At 59.7% G+C, this 19,864-nt stretch carries 15 protein-coding genes; 6 read left to right on the top strand and 9 right to left on the bottom strand.

Going from position 1 to position 19,864, the window contains the following annotated elements:
• Positions 1-57: 57 nt before the first annotated feature.
• Positions 58-255 (bottom strand): lipoprotein, encoded by a 198-nt coding sequence (locus CUC44_RS06230; protein ID WP_100859105.1) that lies wholly within the window; start codon positions 253-255, stop codon positions 58-60.
• Positions 256-556: 301 nt separating this feature from the next.
• On the opposite strand from CUC44_RS06230, the gene CUC44_RS06235 reads away from it, so the two are divergent.
• Both CUC44_RS06235 and CUC44_RS06240 read left to right on the top strand, forming a co-directional pair.
• Positions 557-1,096 carry an isochorismatase family protein gene (locus tag CUC44_RS06235; protein ID WP_100859106.1) on the top strand — a complete coding sequence of 180 codons (540 nt, stop codon included), beginning with the start codon at positions 557-559 and terminating at the stop codon, positions 1,094-1,096.
• 238 nt (positions 1,097-1,334) lie between these two features.
• Positions 1,335-2,414, top strand: coding sequence for an SGNH/GDSL hydrolase family protein (locus CUC44_RS06240; protein ID WP_100859107.1), 1,080 nt, complete (start codon positions 1,335-1,337; stop codon positions 2,412-2,414).
• 94 nt (positions 2,415-2,508) lie between these two features.
• Here CUC44_RS06240 and modF read toward each other — a convergent pair whose 3' ends face one another.
• On the bottom strand, positions 2,509-3,966 hold the full coding sequence (gene modF / locus CUC44_RS06245) for a molybdate ABC transporter ATP-binding protein ModF (RefSeq protein WP_100859108.1): 1,458 nt from the start codon (positions 3,964-3,966) through the stop codon (positions 2,509-2,511).
• Between the two features lie 320 nt (positions 3,967-4,286).
• Here modF and asp point away from each other — a divergent pair, with 320 nt between their 5' ends.
• Both asp and CUC44_RS06255 read left to right on the top strand, forming a co-directional pair.
• The gene (gene asp, locus CUC44_RS06250) at positions 4,287-6,164 is read left to right on the top strand and encodes a serine protease Asp (RefSeq protein WP_100859109.1); all 1,878 of its coding nucleotides are present in this window, start codon (positions 4,287-4,289) and stop codon (positions 6,162-6,164) included.
• Between the two features lie 19 nt (positions 6,165-6,183).
• On the top strand, positions 6,184-6,645 hold the full coding sequence (locus CUC44_RS06255) for a serine protease chaperone (protein ID WP_100859110.1): 462 nt from the start codon (positions 6,184-6,186) through the stop codon (positions 6,643-6,645).
• Positions 6,646-6,900: 255 nt separating this feature from the next.
• Here the strand turns inward: CUC44_RS06255 and CUC44_RS06260 are convergent, their stop codons facing one another.
• The 3 genes from CUC44_RS06260 to ppsA all read right to left on the bottom strand — a co-directional run bounded on the left by CUC44_RS06260 (position 6,901) and on the right by ppsA (position 11,126).
• A complete protein-coding gene (locus CUC44_RS06260; RefSeq protein ID WP_100859111.1) occupies positions 6,901-7,596 on the bottom strand; it encodes an EAL domain-containing protein in 696 nt (231 codons plus the stop codon).
• Positions 7,577-7,987 carry a winged helix-turn-helix domain-containing protein gene (locus CUC44_RS06265; RefSeq protein WP_167388799.1) on the bottom strand — a complete coding sequence of 137 codons (411 nt, stop codon included), beginning with the start codon at positions 7,985-7,987 and terminating at the stop codon, positions 7,577-7,579. Before CUC44_RS06265 ends, CUC44_RS06260 begins: the two co-directional genes overlap by 20 nt.
• 766 nt (positions 7,988-8,753) lie before the next feature.
• Positions 8,754-11,126: a phosphoenolpyruvate synthase gene (gene ppsA / locus CUC44_RS06270; RefSeq protein ID WP_100859112.1), complete on the bottom strand. Its 2,373-nt coding sequence runs from the start codon at positions 11,124-11,126 to the stop codon at positions 8,754-8,756.
• Positions 11,127-11,433: 307 nt separating this feature from the next.
• On the opposite strand from ppsA, the gene ppsR reads away from it, so the two are divergent.
• Positions 11,434-12,246, top strand: a complete 813-nt coding sequence (gene ppsR, locus CUC44_RS06275) for a posphoenolpyruvate synthetase regulatory kinase/phosphorylase PpsR (RefSeq protein WP_100859113.1) — start codon at positions 11,434-11,436, stop codon at positions 12,244-12,246.
• A gap of 110 nt (positions 12,247-12,356) precedes the next feature.
• Here ppsR and CUC44_RS06280 read toward each other — a convergent pair whose 3' ends face one another.
• Positions 12,357-12,665 (bottom strand): hypothetical protein, encoded by a 309-nt coding sequence (locus CUC44_RS06280; protein ID WP_167388801.1) that lies wholly within the window; start codon positions 12,663-12,665, stop codon positions 12,357-12,359.
• Positions 12,666-13,010: 345 nt separating this feature from the next.
• Between CUC44_RS06280 and CUC44_RS06285 the strand changes: the two genes are divergently transcribed.
• Entirely contained in the window at positions 13,011-14,387 is a 1,377-nt protein-coding gene (locus tag CUC44_RS06285) for an amino acid permease (protein ID WP_100859114.1), read from the top strand.
• A 261-nt stretch (positions 14,388-14,648) separates the two neighbouring features.
• On the opposite strand, the gene CUC44_RS06290 is transcribed toward CUC44_RS06285, so the two are convergent.
• The 3 genes from CUC44_RS06290 to CUC44_RS06300 all read right to left on the bottom strand — a co-directional run.
• Entirely contained in the window at positions 14,649-15,350 is a 702-nt protein-coding gene (locus tag CUC44_RS06290) for an SIMPL domain-containing protein (protein WP_167388802.1), read from the bottom strand.
• Positions 15,351-15,405: 55 nt separating this feature from the next.
• Entirely contained in the window at positions 15,406-15,963 is a 558-nt protein-coding gene (locus CUC44_RS06295; protein ID WP_100859115.1) for a hypothetical protein, read from the bottom strand.
• Positions 15,964-16,051: 88 nt separating this feature from the next.
• Positions 16,052-19,864: beta strand repeat-containing protein (locus CUC44_RS06300; protein ID WP_157812750.1), on the bottom strand; the 3,813-nt coding region annotated here is incomplete at its 5' end.

Raw genomic sequence — 19,864 nt, forward strand, 5'->3', positions numbered from 1 at the left:
AAGCCCCTCAGTCTCTGACGGAGGGGCCTAGACATGTAACAAAGCTCGGCTGACGCCTTACTTGACCGCCTTGCTGGCGTTCTCCATGGCTTGTTTCTCGGCGGCGCCTAGGATGGCGGTCTGGCGATTCTGCTCCGCCATATAGCAGGCGTCCTTGCTGATCCCTTGGGCCTGGCAGTCGGCCATGCGCTGGGTGGGACTGGAGCAACCCGCCAGCGCAGCGGCGACGGACAACAGCAGGATTATTTTCTTCATGATGATACCTATGGTTAATGAAATCTTGTCTGTGTTATGAAATGCAGTGATTACTACTAATGGGTGACATCACCACCCTATATTCGACGCTTGATAACGGCCCGGAGGCAGCCGTTATTAAGAGGTCCAACCGCCAGATGACCGGCAACGATACCGGCGTGAACGAGCCGGTCCTGTCTGCATGGCGCGCATCCTAACGCCGTCCAGGGCAGGCGTCTGCGTCAGATGTGTTTCAAGATGTACGAGGCAACGGAGTGCATGGTGACAATGCCTCCCATCCGCTATTTACCAAGGAGACAATATGCTGCAGCGCAATCACACCGGCCTGCTGGTGATCGACATTCAGGGCAAGCTGGCACGGCTGGTGGATGAGAGCGAAACGCTCATCGCTAATACGGCTAGGCTGGTGCAAGGGGTACAGGCGCTGGGACTGCCGGTAGTCTGGCTGGAGCAGAACCCGCCCAAACTCGGCGCCACCGTGCCCGAGCTGCAACCGCTGCAGGCCGGCAGCCCTGTGCTCCCCAAGTTCAGCTTCGGCGCCCTAGGGGAGCCAGGGGTGGCGGCGGCGCTGGCCGAAACTGGCGTCAGTCACTGGCTGGTGTGCGGCATCGAATCCCATATCTGTGTCTACCAGAGCGTGCTGGGGCTGCTCGGCAGCGGCGCCCGGGTATCCTTGGTGACCGATGCAGTCTCATCCCGCGATCCTGCCAACCGGGCGCTCGCCATCGGCCAGCTGGCGGCGCGGGGCGCGGCCCTCACCTCGGTGGAGATGTGCCTCTACGAGCTGCTGGGGGATTGCCGCGATCCGGCGTTTCGCGACATCCTGGCCCTGGTGCGGTAGCGGGCCGGGAAATACTTATTAATCTTCGAATAAAAAGTTTGATGGCCCCCACAGATCCTGACGATGCTGCTTTTATGCACAGCACCTCTCCATCTATCTTCATTCGGCGCCCACTTCTTGGGCGCCAAATGGCAGCGACTATGACACCGGCCTGATCGCTTCCCGTCGTGTGCGGGAGCGGATCTGGTATCGGGGCGCGCCCTGCCGTATCAATCCAACACACAGCACAGGGATCAGCATGAAGACAGTGAAAGGACTCCTCCTGCTCGCCGCCATGGGGCTGGCCGCCGAGGCACAGGCCGCCCGCATTGAAGCCACGGATCATCGCCTCAATTACGAGGGGCGCATAGTGCGCGACTGGGTCAAGCAGGACGTGCGGCTCAACTGGCCGGCGACCCGGCTCATATTTCGCTTCGAGGGACGGGAGCTTGCCATCGCCATGGACGGCCAGCAGAGCCAGTTCGATCTGCTGCTAGACGGCCAGTTGCAAGGCGTTATCAAGACCGGCCAGGGCATGCACACCTATCCCCTGCTGCAGTGGCAGGCATCTCGCTCGGTGAAGGTCGAACTGGTCAAGCGCACCGAGACCTATGACGCCATGCTGACCCTGGATGCCCTGATCACCGACGGAGTGGTGAGCGCCATCTGGCAGCAAAAGCCCCACCTGCTGTTTGTCGGTGACTCCATCAGCGCCGGCATGGGCAGCGAGTCGAACAAACGCGAATGCAGTTGGGAGGAGAATCTCAACAGCTCCAACGCCAGGCTCGCCTTCCCGGCCAAGACGGCGGCTCTGCTCGGGGCCACTCATAGCCAGGTCTCCTACTCGGGGCTCGGGCTCTTGCGCAACTGGGGCGGCAACCAGCCCCACCACGCCTTGCCCCATTACCTGGACAAGGCCGGCGCCGTCTATCAGGGCGGCACGGATTTCGAGAGCCAGCACCCAGCGCTCATCGTCGTCGAAGTCGGCACCAATGACTTCAGCTCCGAGCTGCAGCCCCAGGAGCCCTGGCCGGATCAGGAAGCCTTCCAGCAGGCCTGGATCGATGGCTATGTCGAGCTGCTGCGGGATCTGCGCCAACGCTACGACAGTCCCCCCATCATACTCATGGGCCAATACCTCTGGCCCCACGACCGGCTGAACCAGACCCTGGCCCGGTTGCAGCAACAGCTCGCCCTGCTGGGGGAGCCCCCTGTGCTCATCGAGCAGATGCGATCCGAGAACTCAGGCTGCCTCTGGCACCCCACCGCCGCCGAACACGACGGCATAGCAGCTAGCCTGGCCGGGCTTATCCGCCAGCAAGGGCTCTTGCCTGAATAGGGCCACGGCTCGGTATCCAGCTCGTAACCCATAAAAAACGGCGCCCTATGGCGCCGTTTTGCTGACTCGTGTGGATGATATCCGCCCTGGGGCATTAACCCTCCCCCAGCGATTCCTGCACATAGTCATAACCGCCCCGGCCGTTGGGCACGAAGCTCAGGCGGTGGGTGAGACCAGGGGGCGCATCCTCGGCATGATGGGAGACAAACAGCAGCTGGGTGCCTTCGCCGATGAGGCGCGTCACCAGGGCGCGTACCAGGTGGCGGTTGAGAGGATCCAGCCCCTGCAGCGGCTCGTCCAGGATGAGCAGGGGCGGATGCTTGACCAGGGCGCGGGCGATGAGCACCAACCGCTGCTGGCCGAAGGAGAGGCTGTGAAACGGCAGCGACCCCTGACTGCCGAGCCCGAGCAGGGTCAGCCACTGGTTGGCGAGCGCCAGCTGGCGATCCCCTGGCCGGGTGTAGAGGCCGATGGAGTCGTAAAAGCCCGACAGGATCACCGTCTGCACCGAGCCGTTGACGCGATAGTCCAGGTGCAGGGCCGGGCTCACCAGCCCGATGTGGCGCTTGATCTCCCAGATGCTCTCGCCGCTGCCCCGGCGCACCCCGAACAGATGCAGATCGTTGCTGTACCCTTGCGGGTGATCCCCTGTGATGAGGGAGAGCAGGGTCGACTTGCCGGCGCCGTTCGGCCCGACCAGCTGCCAGTGCTGGCCAGGTTCTATGGTCCAGTCGAGCCCATCGATGACGACTTGCTCCCCGTAGGCGACCCTCAGCTTGCGCATCTCGACTCGGGGGCCGGCAGGCAAGGGGATCGGCGCCGTCAGGGGGGGCGGCAAGCTGGGATTGACGGCTTCGGCCCGCGCCAGCTGGGCCACCTCCTGACTGCCGAGCACCTGCCCTCGCTCCCCTGTCAGCAGCAGATTAAGATCCCCGAGCAGACCCAGGTGGCTCGCGAACGGGGGTATCTCGTCGAAGCGGTTGACGATCACCACCAGTCTCTGCCCCTCCCCAACCAGCTGGGCCAGCAACGCCATCAGCTCGTGGCGCGAGCCCTGATCCAGCCCGTCGAACGGTTCGTCCAGCACCAGCAACTCGGGCCTGGACAGCAGGGCGCGGGCCAGCAGCAACTTGCGCCCCTCACCGCTCGAGAGATAGCGGTAGGGGCGATCCCAGAGCGCGGCTATGCCAAAGCACGCCAGCAGGGCCAGGGCCTGCTCCTCGTCACCGCCCTGCTCCAGCATCAGGCTGGACACCTGATAGCCCGCCTCCTCCTCTTCCCCCAGCATGTCGGTGTTGCGCCGCTGATAATCCTGCTCGCTGAGCCGTTGCTGGGACTCGAACGACAGGCGCACCGCCGCCACTTGCCCCTGGGTCTGCCCCGAGTGCAGGGCGAGTTCACCACACATGGCAGCGGCCAGCGCCGTCTTGCCGCTGCCGTTGCTGCCGACGAAGGCCCAGCACTGCCCCGGGCAGAGGGTCAGTTCGGGAATGAAGAGGGAACGATTGGCGTGAAGGGCCAGCCTGGCCGAGTGCCACTGCAATAGGGTCATGAATCCATCCTGTTAACCTGCCTGTCGCTACCTTAACAGGGATCGCGCAAAGCAACAGCTTCCCGGAGGGGGTCAGGGCGACAGCCCCTCGGAGGGCGTTAAAAACAGGGTGATCTATAGACAAAAAGATCACTAGCGATGGATGCGAATAGCTCTCAATAAAACATGATCTCCGTCCCGTTTATACCCCCATATGGGCTTATTTGAGATTTGTATGAACCCCTTCACAACTCTTGAATCGAGAGCCTTTTGAATCGTTATTTCTCCTGTATAGATGCCATCGCACCTCGGACGGTGCGCCCTTAAGATGGAGTTTATCAATGAGAAAAACATCACTAGCGTTGGCAATCACGGCCCTGCTCTCGGCCCTGCCGGTCGCTTCGGTTCAGGCAGCAGAGACTTGTACCCCCCTCACCGGCAGAGAAGCCAACCTGGATACCGGCCGCACCAGCGCAGAGCGCTGCCTGCCCGGCATCAACCCTCTGCAGGACCAGCAGTGGCACCTGCTCAACAGCGGTCAGAATTCCTTCAGTGCCCGTGGCGGCGTGGCGGGCAATGACCTCAACCTCTGGTGGGCCCACCGCACCTCTGTGCTCGGCCAGGGTATCAACGTGGCCGTGGTTGACGATGGTCTGGCCATCGCCCACCCGGATCTGGCGGACAACATTCGCCCCGGCTCCAAGAACGTGGTGACCGGCAGCAATGATCCGACCCCGACCGATCCTGACAGCGCCCACGGCACTTCCGTCTCCGGCATCATAGCCGCGGTGGACAACGCCATCGGCACCCGGGGCGTGGCGCCCCGCGCCCAGTTGCAGGGCTTCAACCTGCTCGACGACAACAGCCAACAGTTACAGCAAGATTGGCTCTATGCCCTCGGCAGCAGCCAGGCGAGCAGTGACAACCGTGTCTTCAACCAGAGCTACGGCATGAGCCTGGTCGACCCGCAGGGGGCCAACGGCCTGGATCAGGTGCAACTCGATCGCCTGTTCGAGCAGATGACCCAAAAGGAGCAAGGGGCGGCCTATATCAAGGCGGCGGGCAACGGCTTTAGCCGCATCGCCGCCGGCAACTATGTGCTCAACCGCACCGGCGGCGAGCTGAGATTGCCGTTTGAAAACAGCAATATCGATCCCTCCAACAGCAACTTCTGGAACCTGGTGGTCAGTGCCAGCAACGCGGACGGCGTGCGATCCTCCTACTCGAGCGTCGGCAGCAACGTGTTCCTGACGGCCCCGGGCGGCGAGTACGGCACCGCCTCCCCGGCCATGGTGACCACCGATCTGCCCGGCTGTGACATGGGCTACAACCGGGTAGACGATCCCAGCACCAACCGGCTGCACGGCAACCCGGCGCTGGATGCCAGCTGCGACTACAACGGCACCATGAACGGCACCTCCTCGGCCACTCCGAACACCGCCGGCGCCATGGCGCTGCTGATGTCGGCCTATCCGGATCTGTCGGTGCGGGATCTGCGGGATCTGCTGGCACGCAACGCCACCCGCATCGACGCCAATCAGGCCCCGGTGCAGCTGAGTTACAGGGCCGCCAACGGCCAACAACGCCAGGTGATTGGGCTGGAAGGCTGGGAGCGCAACGCTGCCGGGGTCTGGTTCAACCCGACCTATGGCTTTGGCCTCATCGATGTGAACAAGGCTCTGACGAGCGCCGCCACTCACACTCCCCTGCCGCCGCTGGTACAGTTGCCCTGGCAGAAGGTGACGGTGCAGGATCGCGCCGCGGGCGCCATCCCGGATCTGGGCAGCAGCCCGACCACCTCCAGCACCCAGGTCACTCAGCCGCTGATAGTGGAAGCGGTACAGGTGCTGGTCACCCTGGATCACCAGCGTCTGCCTGACTTGCTGATCGAGCTGGTCTCCCCGTCCGGCACCCGCAGCGTGCTGCTCAACCCCAACAACAGCCTGGTGGGGCAATCCCTCGACCGGCAACAGCTGGGATACGTGCGCACCAAGGGGCTGCGCGACATGCGCATGCTCTCCCACAAGTTCTACGGGGAATCCGCCGAGGGTGAGTGGCAACTGGCGGTGACCGACGTCGCCAGCGGCACCCGTCAGGTCTCCTTGCTCAATCGCGGCACCAATGCGCGCAGCACCCTGACCGAGCGCAACAACAGCCAGCCGGGTCAACTGCTCAACTGGTCACTCAAGGTGATCGGCCATGACGCAGCCCCCCTCTAACGTGCACAGGAGTCACAACATGAAACACAGCGTACTCAGCCTTGCCCTGGCAAGCCTGCTGGCCTCGGTCTCCGTTTCGGCCACGGCCGACGAATCCGTGATGGTCGATGGCAAACAGTACCGCACCATAGAGGTGAACGGTCAGACCTACCTCACGCCGGATAACGGCAGCAAGAAGCGGGTCGCCCGCAGCCTGGACGGCAAGGCGGTGCAACCCAGCCTGCGCAGCGGTGACATCTTGTTGCAGGGGGTCGCAAGCCCTGAGCTCATCGTCAGCGGCACCCTGCTGGTCGAAGCCGAGGAGCCTGCGGCCAAGGCACTGGCCAGCCGCCACGGCCTGCGCTTCAAGCAGAGCAGCGGCGGCATCGCCCTGCTGGAGGCCAAGCCAGGCACGGATCTCAACGCCATCGCGACCCAGCTCAAGCAGGAAGGGTTGAATGTGCAGGTAGAGCTGGCCGGCGCCCAGCAGCAGCCCAAGTAAGCGACGCCCTGAATAGGGACATGCGAAATGATCAAGGGGGCCGATGGCCCCCTTACTCTTCCCCTCATCTTTGAGTATCAATATATCGACCAGGCATGGTGCTATTATCCCGCCCGAGTGGTTGGTGGCATAACCGTCGATAGTCTATTCCACCCCCTTCGATAGGATCGCAGAGGCATAAGCCGTCGATATACGCTATGCATACCAATCAAGGGACTGTGGTAACTCGATTTAAAAAGAGGATGCTTTAAATCATCAATGCCAGATGGCCTGCCGCGCCAATTTGGCCCGCCAATGAAATCCCTGGCCCTGAGCAATCCCCTGCGCCCTGACAAAAGAGAGATGATGCTTGTTTTCCACCCCCTCGACGATGACGTATTTATCACCCCATGCGGCCGAGGCACACCGAATAAAGGCGCTATCTCGCCGGTTAAAGCACTGCCAAAAAAACTGCTTTCCTATCTTGATGCCATCAAACAGCGCTAGCAACTCGGCAGGCAACCTCTGTACGCCCTCATCAACATCCTTGATCCAGAACTTCACCCCGCACTCTCTGAGCTGTGCCATGACACGGGAGACCGGCTCCGGCAGGCCGCTCACGATACTTTGCATGTCAAAACCGATGTTGATCCTGAAATGGAATATAAAGGGGATGAAATCTCCCCACGATATTTTATTGTTGAAGAGACAAGGCCCGGCATTGATGAAGAGGGAATGATAGAGACCATTGTCATGTTGATTTATTTTCTGGAAGAACTCCAGTTGACGGGTGAATAACAGAAGTTGGTTGGCGTAATTGGTATCGCTTAAATACTCTTTATCCAATAAGGTCCGATTTTCCGAGAACGAGACAACCTCAAATGACAATATCTCTCCCGTATCGAATGCAACAATCGGCTCAAGGGTATGCTTGATATATTCAAAGCGCAGGCTATCTGTTCTTTCTGTCATAGCTACCTTCTATGATGAACCCCGACCGGTAGGGATAAAATATGTAACCGGCTCGAGCTACCGTCACCAGGCAACGACAATCCGGATCTACCCTGCGCAATAATTTCCTGAGATTGGACAGTGCCACTGAAACCGTGTTTTCACACACGATTCTTCCACGCCATACGCTATTAAGGATTTCATCCTTGGATACCAGATAACCACTGTTACTGACCAGATATCGCAATACTCCGGCTTCTCTTGTTCCCATTCTGATCACCTGTGACTGCTGCGTTCCGGCAAAATGGCGAAAGGTGAAGGTGCCATTGTGTAGATCGACGATGATACTCCCGTCCTTATTGATCAAATACTCTGCTACTGAGCGTTCTCTTATCAATTCAAATTCAAGCATGACCAGCCTCCGTGTTAACCAGTAACTGACGTTCCGACACACTCACTGTGCTCCGTCATTACCAGCCCAATGATCTGACTCAGGCTGAACGACGGTATTCTCACAGAATCACTGCGTGAATTAATGATAATAAAATAATATCTTTTTATGCGGCACAATTTGCATTAAAAACAATGAGATAATAGGTTTTTGCCGAGCCGAAAGGCCTCGTACGAGGCAGACTTAATCACTAGGCAACGTTTTTATACAGAATAAAACACTAAAAATATTATTTTTGTTAATGATTGTGATGGAGTGAATGCTCTTAAAACGTACAAAAATCACACCTCGGTTACCGCGCTAAAGGTGCATGCAGCATATGTATCAGTGCAGAAAATGCATTGAGTGACGCCGGAGAACGCATTTATTAGGTGCACTAGCGTCTGCGTGTTTTATATGCGGTGACGACCAGAGCCGCATGTCGAAAAGAAAGACGACGCTGTGACGCAAGGATTGAAAATGCGTTGTGGGTATCGGACAGGTTAATATCCACTCGATATCGTCCCCATCAGAGGGAAACTGGTCATTCACGAGACTGGCTGTCATTTCAAGCGATGCGGGGTATTTTGCTATTTGTGGCGCTCTTGCAAACTGATGGCGTACGACAAGTGGAAATAGGGCCGGATATGGGCAGCCTCTGCCAATAAAATAATACTCGCGTATTTAGCCAAATAAAATGGCGCCCTTGTGGGCGCCATTGTGTTTCTCAAGCAGGATGACGAGGGGTTCAACCGGCCTTGTGTTGCTCGGCCAGATAGAGCCAGGTATCGACGACTGTATCCGGGTTGAGGGATACCGAATCTATACCCTGCTCGACCAACCAGGCGGCGAAGTCCGGGTGATCGGACGGGCCCTGACCGCAGATCCCCACATACTTGCCGGCCTTGCGGGCGGCCTGGATGGCCATGGACAACAGCGCCTTGACCGCCTCGTTGCGCTCATCAAACAGGTGGGCGATGAGGCCGGAATCCCGGTCCAGCCCCAGGGTGAGCTGGGTCATGTCGTTGGAGCCGATGGAGAAGCCATCGAAGTGCTGCAGGAACTGATCCGCCAGCAGGGCGTTGGAGGGCAGCTCGCACATCATGATGACTTTGAGGCCCCGCTCGCCACGGCGCAGGCCGTTCTCCGCCAGGATCTCCACCACCTGCTCCGCTTCACCCACGGTGCGCACGAAGGGGATCATCACCTCGACGTTGGTCAGGCCCATGCCATCGCGCACCCGCTTCATCGCCTCGCACTCCAGGGCGAAGCAGGGGCGGAAGCTGTCGGCGATGTAACGGGAGGCGCCGCGGAAACCTATCATGGGGTTCTCTTCGTGGGGCTCGTAACCACGGCCACCCACCAGGTTCGCGTACTCGTTGGACTTGAAGTCCGACATCCGCACTATGACCCGCTCCGGCCAGAAGGCGGCGGCCAGGGTGGCAATCCCCTCGCTCAGCTTGGCCACATAGTATTCACGGGGGCTATCGTAGCCCGCGATCATCTTGGTGATGGTGGCCTTGAGCTCAGGGCTCTGCTTGTCAAACTCCAGCAGCGCCTTGGGGTGAACCCCTATCATGCGGTTGATGATGAACTCGAGACGAGCCAGGCCCACACCGGCGTTCGGCAACTGGGCGAAGTCGAAGGCCCGATCCGGGTTGCCGACGTTCATCATGACTTTGATGGGCAGGCGCGGCATGTTGCCCACCTCGGTCACCGCCACATCGAAGTCGAGCTCACCGTCGTAGATGAAGCCGGTGTCACCTTCGGCGCAAGAGACGGTGATGAGACGGCCATCTTCGATATGGTCGGTGGCGTCGCCACAGCCCACCACGGCCGGGATCCCGAGCTCACGGGCTATGATGGCGGCGTGACAGGTGCGGCCACCGCGGTTGGTGACGATGGCGGAGGCCCGCTTCATGATGGGCTCCCAATCCGGATCAGTCATGTCGGTGACCAGCACATCGCCGGGCTGCACCTCATCCATCTGGCTGATGGAGGAGATGACCCGCGCCGGGCCCGAGCCTATCTTGTGGCCGATGGCGCGCCCTTCGATCAGCACCTTGCCGGATTGTTTCAGTGCAAAACGTTCGAGCGTGTTCGCCTCCTGGCGGCTGCGCACCGTCTCGGGGCGGGCCTGGACGATATAGAGCTGGCCGTCCTGACCATCCTTGGCCCACTCGATGTCCATCGGGCGGCCGTAATGCTGTTCTATGATGAGCGCCTGCTTGGCGAGTGCCATCACCTCGTCATCCGTGATGCAGAAGCGGTTGCGCTCGACATCCAAGGTGTCGACGATCTTCACCTGACGGCCGTGACCGGCATCGTCCGAGTAGGTCATCTTGATAAGCTTGGATCCCAAAGTCTTGCGTACCACGGCGGGACGGCCGGCCTTGAGGGTCGGTTTGTGTACATAGAACTCGTCCGGGTTGACGGCGCCCTGCACCACCATCTCGCCAAGGCCTTGGCTGCCGGTGATGAAGACCACGTCGTTGAAACCGGATTCGGTGTCCAGGGTGAACATGACGCCGGAGGCGGCGAGATCCGAGCGCACCATGCGCTGCACCCCGGCCGAGAGCGCCACGCCCTTGTGATCGTATCCCTGATGCACCCGGTAAGAGATGGCGCGATCGTTGAACAGGGAGGCAAACACATGCTTGATGGCGGTCATGACGGAATCGATGCCGCGCACGTTGAGGAAGGTCTCCTGCTGACCGGCGAAGGAGGCATCCGGCATGTCTTCGGCGGTGGCGGAAGAGCGCACCGCAAAGGAGGCCTCGAGACCCGCACTCAGCTTGTCATAGGCGGCGCGCACGGCCTGCTCCAGCGCTGGCTGGAAGGGAGCTTCCACCACCCAGTCGCGGATCTGCTGACCGGCCTTGTTGAGGGCGGCGATGTCGTCCACGTCCAGGCTGTCGAGCAGGTCGTGGATCTTGCCGTTGAGGCCGCTTAACTCCAGAAACTCGTTAAACGCAAAGGCGGTGGTCGCAAAACCGCCGGGCACGGATACACCGGCACCGGAGAGGTTGCTGATCATCTCGCCAAGGGATGCATTCTTGCCGCCGACGCGCTCTACGTCCTGCATACCGAGCTGTTCGTACCAGAGTACGTACTGTTGCATTTGCATGTCTCCAGGTTGGTGGGCCAGGGTGTCAACGCACCTGCTGTGCCAAATCATGTGTTTTTGTTGGTGTGTGCTTGCCAACGACCATGAAAACGTTTTCTACTTATTGTCAAAAAAATCCCCTGCAAGATTTGGGGATGGCCGCTTGACACAGGCATTCTACAATACCGACACAAAAAGGTAACGACTCAGGTTTGCAAGCAAGTTCACAACTTGGGCATGGCAGACCGGTTGACAAAACGGGTATGGTTTCGAGAGATACTGAATGCCACTCCCCTGCCCTCGCACATCACAGGAGTCCGCTGTGCACACCGTATTTTATGTATCCGATGGCACCGCCATCACGGCCGAGGTGTTCGGTCACGCCGTCTTGAGCCAGTTTCCCCTGGTGTTTGAACAGGTGACCATCCCCTTCGTGGAGACCCAGGAGAAGGCTCGCCAGGTGCGGATGCGCATCGACGAGCAGTTTCGCCAGACCGGGGTGCGCCCCATCCTGTTTCACACCATAGTCGACCCGCAAGTGCGCGAAGAGGTACTCAAGGCCCAGGCCAGCAGCCACGACTTTCTCAACACCTTCGTGAGCCCGCTCGAGCAAGAGCTCGGCATCAAGGCCGAGCCCAGGCTTCATCGCACCCACGGCATGGAGAACCGCAAGCTCTATGACGATCGCATCGAGGCGGTGAACTTCGCCCTCACCAACGACGACGGCATCACCACCCGGGAGTATGACGAGGCGGACATCATCCTCATCGGGGTCTCCCGCTGCGGCAAGACGCCGACCAGCCTCTACCTGGCGCTGCAATTTGGCATTCGCGCCGCCAACTACCCCTTCATCGAGCAGGACATGGGCTCGCTCGAACTGCCTGCGCCCCTCAAGGCCAATCGCCACAAGCTGTTCGGCCTCACCATAGCGCCCCAGCGGCTGCACGAGATCCGCAACCAGCGCCGGGCCAACAGCCGTTATTCATCCCTTGAGCAGTGCGAGCAGGAGTTGATGAGCGTGGAGCGGCTGTTTCGTCAGGAGGCGATCCGTTTCCTCGATACCAGCTCTCACTCGGTGGAGGAGATCAGCGCCAAGATCCTGGAGGCCACCGGATTGCGTCGCCAGCTGTGCTGATAAAAGCACCGTTGGCAGTATTAAGCGCCATCAAATGGCATGGTGGCAATATAAATGAACATCAAAACGGGGCAACAATGACGCCGGGAGAGATCCCGGCGTCATGTCGTTTATAGGAGGGGACGGGAGCCGGGCTTGTTGAGCTCCCGATTGTTCATCAGCCAGCCATGCAGGGTCAGCAGACCGGGTCCCTTGCGTACCCGCTCACTCAGCCAGCAGGCGGGCACCAGGCCAATGCCGGCGGCCAGCATCAGCACCATGAGGATGTTGGCCACCAGATAATCCGCCCCCTGCCAGCCCCAGACCATGAGGCAGGCCGCGGCCATGGTCAGCAAGATGGGAGAGAGCCAGATCCCGAGCCAGAGCGCGGCAAGCAGCAGGCCTACGGCAATTCGTTCGACCACAATGAGTCCTTTCATGAAGAAAACCGACAATAGGACACAGGATTCAAGCAAGGTCAATCACCCAAAAACCAATCGCCCGCAAAACCAGCAACCACTCCCAAAACCCCTTCCCAGATCATAAAAAACCTGCCTTGACCGCAAAAAACGCGCCGATGACGAGGAAAACAGGTGCGTTGGCGGTCGATTATCACTATTCTGCTCGGGTTGGTAGCCGCTATAAAAAACGATACGCGGCACACCGTAACGAAATTAATACGGATTTCGTCACGTTTTCGGCACAGAGTGCCGCGCCGGGGCACAGGAAGTGCAAGGGTGGACGGGGCGACAGACCAGTGACTTCAGCGACGTAAGGACGGAAGAATGGATCTTCAACAACAAGGCGGAGAGCTGAAACGCGGCCTTAAAAACCGCCACATTCAGCTTATCGCATTGGGCGGTGCCATCGGTACCGGCCTGTTCCTCGGTATTGCCCAGACCATCAAGATGGCGGGCCCCTCTGTGCTGCTCGGCTACGCCATCGGCGGCTTCATCGCCTTCCTCATCATGCGCCAGCTCGGCGAGATGGTGGTGGAAGAGCCGGTAGCGGGCTCCTTCAGTCACTTTGCCTACAAGTACTGGGGTGACTTCGCCGGTTTCGCCTCCGGCTGGAACTACTGGGTACTCTATGTACTGGTGAGCATGGCCGAACTGACGGCGGTCGGAATCTATGTGCAGTACTGGTGGCCCGAGATCCCGACCTGGATGTCGGCGGCCTTCTTCTTCGTGCTGATCAACGCCATCAACCTCAGCAACGTCAAGGCGTTCGGCGAGATGGAGTTCTGGTTTGCCATCATCAAGGTGGTGGCCATCGTCGGCATGATTGGCTTTGGCGGCTACCTGCTGTTCTCCGGCGGCGCTGGCCCCGAGGCGAGCGTGACCAACCTGTGGGACCAGGGCGGCTTCTTCCCCAACGGCATCAACGGACTGGTGATGGCCATGGCGGTGATCATGTTCTCGTTCGGCGGTCTGGAGCTGGTCGGCATCACGGCGGCGGAAGCCGACGATCCCGAGAAGAGCATTCCCAAGGCCACCAACCAGGTGATCTACCGCATCCTGATCTTCTATATCGGCGCCCTGGCGGTGCTGATGTCCCTCTACCCCTGGGGTAAAGTGGTGGAAGGCGGCAGCCCGTTCGTGATGATCTTCCACGCGCTGGACAGCAACCTGGTGGCCACCGTGCTCAACATAGTGGTGCTGACCGCCGCGCTCTCGGTCTACAACAGCTGTGTCTACTGCAACAGCCGCATGCTGTTTGGCCTGGCCAAGCAGGGCAATGGCCCGCGCAGCCTGCTCAAGACCAACAAGAGCGGTGTGCCGCTGGTCGCCCTCTCGGTCTCCGCCGCCGCTACCCTGTTGTGCGTGCTGATCAACTACCTGATGCCGGGCAAGGCCTTTGGCCTGCTGATGGCGCTGGTAGTCTCCGCCCTGGTCATCAACTGGGCCATGATAAGCTTGGCCCACCTCAAGTTCCGCAAGGCCAAGCAGGCCGAAGGGGTGGAGCCCAAGTTCAAGGCGTTCTGGTACCCGTTCGGTAACTACCTCTGCCTCGCCTTCATGGCCGCCATCCTGGTCATCATGTACCTGACCCCGGGCATGGAGATCTCGGTGATGCTGATCCCGGTCTGGCTGCTGGTACTGGCCATCGGCTATCAGTTCAAGCTCAAGGGTCGGAGTCCTGTCGCCCCCACCCTGGGCTAAGCCGCCCCGCTCCTGTTACGCAAATGCCGGTCAATGACCGGCATTTTCTATTCCTTCCCCTCCTGAACCGACACTTATATCCCGCGCTAGTTCATCCCCCTGCAAGCACTCTCTTGTGCCTGCCGCGGCTATCTGTTGCTCTTCTGCCCTGGCGCCGCGCCCCCATTGCTGTCAGCGATAAAATACCCATACACAAAAGCCCGGGGTGATGAGCCACGGGCTTGTTGGATTGCACTTTAAACAGGCCCGCAGGCCAGGTCGTTATTCCAGCAGGAACACGGCTTCCACGTTATCCGTGATGCTGATCTGCTGCTGTTGGTAGCTGTTCTCCACCATATCGGCGGCAGGCGCGGCGGCGGCCTTCATGGCCCGGCTATAGATGGGCACCGGGGAGTTGTTGCGATACTCCACGCTGTAGACCTTGCCCAGCTTCATGCCAAACGCCTTGGCCAGGGACTCCGCCTTACTGGTGGCATCAGCCACGGCGCCCAGACGGGCCTGCTCCTTGATGACCTGAGGTGACTTCAGGCCGTACTCAATCTGGGAGACGGACTCCAGCCCGGCCTTGAGGGCGGTATCCATCAGCTGGCTCAGCTTGTCGAGCTGATAGAGTTTGACGGAGAGCTGGCGCTGGGCACGGTAGCCCACCATCTCGGGCTGCTTGTTCTGGGGATATTGGTACTCGGGGGAGATCACCAGATTGCCGGCTTCCACGTCGCTGCGCTTGATGCCGAGGCTCTCCAGCTGACCGAAGAAGGCCGCCACCTTGGTATCTACCTGCTGCTTGGCCTTGATGCCCTGCTTCTCCAGCGCGGTCACGGCGACGTTGAGGGTCAGCATGTCGGGTTCGGCCTTCTGCTCGGCGTAGCCACTGACCACCAAGTGCGGTGCCTGCGGCACCTCAATGGCGAGCAAGGGAGCACTGACAACCAGCGCAGACAGGGTAAGAAGAGGACGCCACATAGAAAAAACCTCAATCGATTGGATTGAGGTCATTATGCCCATCGTCGAATGAGATTCATATATCGTGCAAGGGGGGGATCTGCTCCAGCACCTGGTTGGTCATGTCGATGTTGATGCTGATCTCGCCATCCTGCAGACTGCCATGGCGTGTTGCCACCGCAGCCGTCGACGGGACACCGAGCAGGGCATCGTCCTCGAAGTGGAATGAATCCCACGACAGAACGTGACCTTGGGGTGGTGACATGGGCTCGGGAGCCGTGACAATCGCCAGCGAACTCCAGTCCAACTCATCCCCATGACTGAGCAGCCCCTGCAAGGGAGTGTCATTGAGACTCTGCAGCGAATACTCCTGCTGTCCCCACTCATGGCCAACCAGCACCATCATGTGAGGCATGGGGGCATCTTCTGCCGGCGTGAAGCTGATGTTCGATGCGGCAAAGTCCACATTGAGGGACCCAGCTACCTCGCCATCTTCCGTCTCCAGCTCCAGGCCATTGAGCTTGTCACCTGTCATCGTGGCCTGATAGCCAAAACGGCCGGTGCAGACGATATTGTCCTGCCCATCCCAGCTATAGCGAATGCCATCGATGTCGACCCAATTAAATGACTGCATGGTGACTCTACTCCTGATACTGCCGCTATCTTAGCCGTCCTCGTCATCAAATAACAGGGACCGGGCAAGCCCGGCCCCCATGGTTTGATTATGGGTCAACCTTGAGATTGCCCTGGGTCAGCAAGTCTTGGATGATCTGTGAGTCGGTTCGGGTATTGCCGACCGTCAGATCCACGCTGTCGAAGAAGATGGTGTGGGTCGTGCTGCCACTCCCCGAGCCATCCAGATCGATCGTCAGGGTCGATTTGTTGCTACCCGGACCCGACGCGAAGTTAAGATACTGATCCAGGTTGGCTGCGTTGGAGTGCTCCCCGCTCAGCAGTTCACTCAAGTCCAGTACATCCCCATTGGCCCCAGTGGTGAAGTCCTTGATGGTATCGGTACCACCGGCATCTCCCGCCGTCCACTTGAAGGTATCCTTGCCAGTGCCGCCGGTCATTGTGTCACTACCAGCACCGCCGATCAGCAGATCATCTCCCCCGCCACCAACCAAGATGTCGTCACCCGCCAGGCCACTGAGGATGTTGGCATTGCCATCACCGGTCAGGTTGTCGTTGAACATGGAACCCACCAGGTTTTCCATGTTGCTCAGACTGTCGGTCCCGCCCCCGCCAGTAGCCTGATTGTTGCCATTAACAATGACGGTGACACCAATCCCCCCCGTGATATCGATGTAGCTGGCAGTGTCATTGCCCGCCCCACCATCCAGGGTATCGTTACCCGCCCCGCCCACCAGGATGTCGTTACCCTCGCCTCCATTCAGGGTATCGTTGCCGGCACCACCGAGCAGGATATCATTGCCAGCATTGCCGTTGATGGTGTCATTGCCTGTCCCGCCAATCAGGATCTCGTCGAGGTAGCCCCCGGTGAGCGTCGAGCCACTCTGCACATCCACGAATACTTTGGCCGTATCCGTGGTGGTGCTGTTGGTGTAGTTGAACGACCCTTCATAGGTATTAGGCGTGATATTGCCAGACGTGTCATCGAATGTTACCGACCCCACGTTGTCAGTCACAGTGCCACTCACGGCCCCAGAGACCCCAGTGATCGTCTGGGTCGCAGCCAGCGGCCCGGTATCATTGGCTAGCAAAGCCCAATCCGGGATGGTCGACGGATCCTGGTTGGTGACGATGAAGTCATCGCGTACCACTGTGGGCCCGATCGCCGGGTTGACGATGAGGGACAAGGTGCTGGACGCCGTATCTCCATCGTTATCGATCACGCTGTAACCGATGACCTGACTGATCCCTCCCACAGGGATGGAAGAGGGTGGCGTGTAGGTATACAGACCGTTATCCATATCAATTTTGAAGGTGCCGCCAGCCACCGAAATTGACCATTCGTTGGTGCTTGTATCGAAGGTACCGGCAGAGGTTCCACCGCTGAAACCAGAGACATCGGTCTTCTGGTTGTAGGTGTAGGTGATCCCTCCAACCGTGATGGCATTGATCCAGCCACCATCCGCCCCCGTGCTCGCCGTTACGCCATCGATCAGTTGTCCAGACAATGGTGGGGCCACCACTGTGCTGAGCAATGTGGCCGCCAACTGGCTGAAGTCGGTCACCACTACGGCAGAGGTGTTCGCCGGGCTTGCCCCGGTCACACCGTTGTAAGCAATAGGATCGAGTGCCGACTGGGTAGCCCCTGACCCCATCCCAAGCGCGAACGAGTTGATGTTGTTCGCGGTCAGGAAGTCGGTCCAGTCCTTCTCGTTGGCAGAACTGACGCCACTGCCATCACCAAAGCTGTTTGAACCATCGGGTACAGTCGCGGGGTTGCTGACGGAACTCGCATTGGGCAAGCCATCCGACATGAAGTAGGAGACATTCTGTGCTCCGACGATCTTGTTGCTCGCCGCGAAGGCATTGATGGCATCGTTCAGCGCATCGTCATAGTTGGTCGAATCGGTTGACGAAAGGCCAAGAATGATTGCCTTGGCCGCATCGACAGTCACCCAGGTCCCTGTCGGGTTGGATGCCAGGGTGGCAAAGGTGATGATGTTGACCATCACATTGCCGTAGGCATCGTACTTGTCGAGCAGCTCCAGAGCGGATTTCTGCATAACCTGCAACCGGCTCATGCCCTGATACCCAGATGATTCATCCATACTGCCGGAGATATCGAGGATCAGCATCAGGTTGGTGTTCTGGACCTGAGTCGCCTGGCCGGCATTGGTCGCCCCATTGGCGATCGGCGCATCATCGCTGATGACCACCTGCAGGGTACCTGTACCTGCATCACCGCTGGCGTCCGTGGCAGAAACCACGAAGCTCGGGCCATTGGCCGTGTCAGCATTGCCCTGCACATTGTGGGTGAGAATGTTGTCTTTGAGCGTATAGGTGTAGTTCACCGTGAACACACCCGAGACTGGACCGCTCACCCCGGTCACGACCAGCATCCCCTGCGTATTGTTGATCAGGGTCTGGCTGCCCCCCGCCCCCAGGTTGTACACCTGACCACCTATGGTCAGCGCAGTGAGGTTCTCACCTTGCGTGTTGATGCTGAAGCTGCCGTTGAAGATCTCGGAGTTGCCACTGGCCGCATTGCCCGCTGGTTCACCGGCGCGGGCCGGCAGCCCCTCTTCATCGACGGTTGCATTACCGATAGTCAGCACGGGGATACGGGTATCCTGAGCGATATTGATCGTCAGGGTTGCCGGATCCGTGTCGTTGTCACCGTCCTTGAGCGTGTAGGTAAACACATCCGTTGCACCGACAGGCACTGATGCCGCCGTCAGGGTGTAGCTGTATGTACCATCCACCCCCATGGTCAGGTTGCCGTATTGGCCGTTGACCGTGAAGTTACCGGTCGGGTCGCTGTCAATGCTCCCCCCGAAACCAACCACCTGGCTGACGGCAGCATTATCCGCGCCCTTGACGTCAACACCCGGACCACTGCTACCCCCCGTGGTGCCTACCCCGGTAATGACATTGCCGGTGACGGCGGTGGATACCCCCTCTGTGGCACTGTCAGCATCATCGTTTGCTGTCGGGGTGTCGTCCACGATGCGCACTATCAGTTGGTCGCTGGCCGTCGTGCCGCCCACCCCGTTCACCGTGATGGTCACGCTGTCATCAAACTCGGTGCCCGTGGCACCCGCCTTGCTGTCGTTGTCGATGGTCGCGCTCAGGGTGTAGCTGTAGTTGACCGTCCCGCCACTGGCTCCCCCGCTGTAGCTCAGCAGGGTCAGTATCCCCTCCCCGGTGTTCACGCTCTGGCTGCCGTTGAAGGCAATCAGTTGCGCCAGGGTGTAGCTCGTGCCCCCTATCACCACGTTCAGGATGCCGTCCGACGCCGACACCGTGAAGCTGCCTGCCACCGTTTCGGTGGTGGCCGCCGCGTTGGAGCCGCTCGGGTTGAGGCCCGACTCGTACACCAGGTGGTCCGGACCGGTCGCTGCCGCCGTCACCACGGTGGAAGTGTCGTTCGCCCCCTTGACCGTGATGGTCAGCTTGGCGATGCTCTCATCCCCGTCCGCATCCTTCATGGTGTACCAGACGTCGTAGCTCTGGTTGAACGCCGCCGTCAGCGCCTGGGTGGCCGCACGGCTGTTGTCCAGCGCGTAGGTCCAGCTGCCGTCGCCATTTTGCACGAAGGTACCGTAGGTACTGAGCGCCGTGACCGAGGTGCTGTTGTTATGCCCGGTCGCAGTCCAGCCCACGAACGCAGCCGGGGTATCGGCACCGGAGGCATCATTGCTCAGCACGTTACCACCCAGACTGCCCGCCACGTCTTCGGTGACGCTGCCGCCGTTTTCATCATTGGCTGTCGGGGTGTCGTCCACGATGCGCACTATCAGTTGGTCGCTGGCCGTCGTGCCGCCCACCCCGTTCACCGTGATGGTCACGCTGTCATCAAACTCGGTGCCCGTGGCACCCGCCTTGCTGTCGTTGTCGATGGT

It is taken from the genome of Aeromonas lusitana, from assembly GCF_002812985.1.
Lineage (GTDB): Bacteria > Pseudomonadota > Gammaproteobacteria > Enterobacterales > Aeromonadaceae > Aeromonas > Aeromonas lusitana.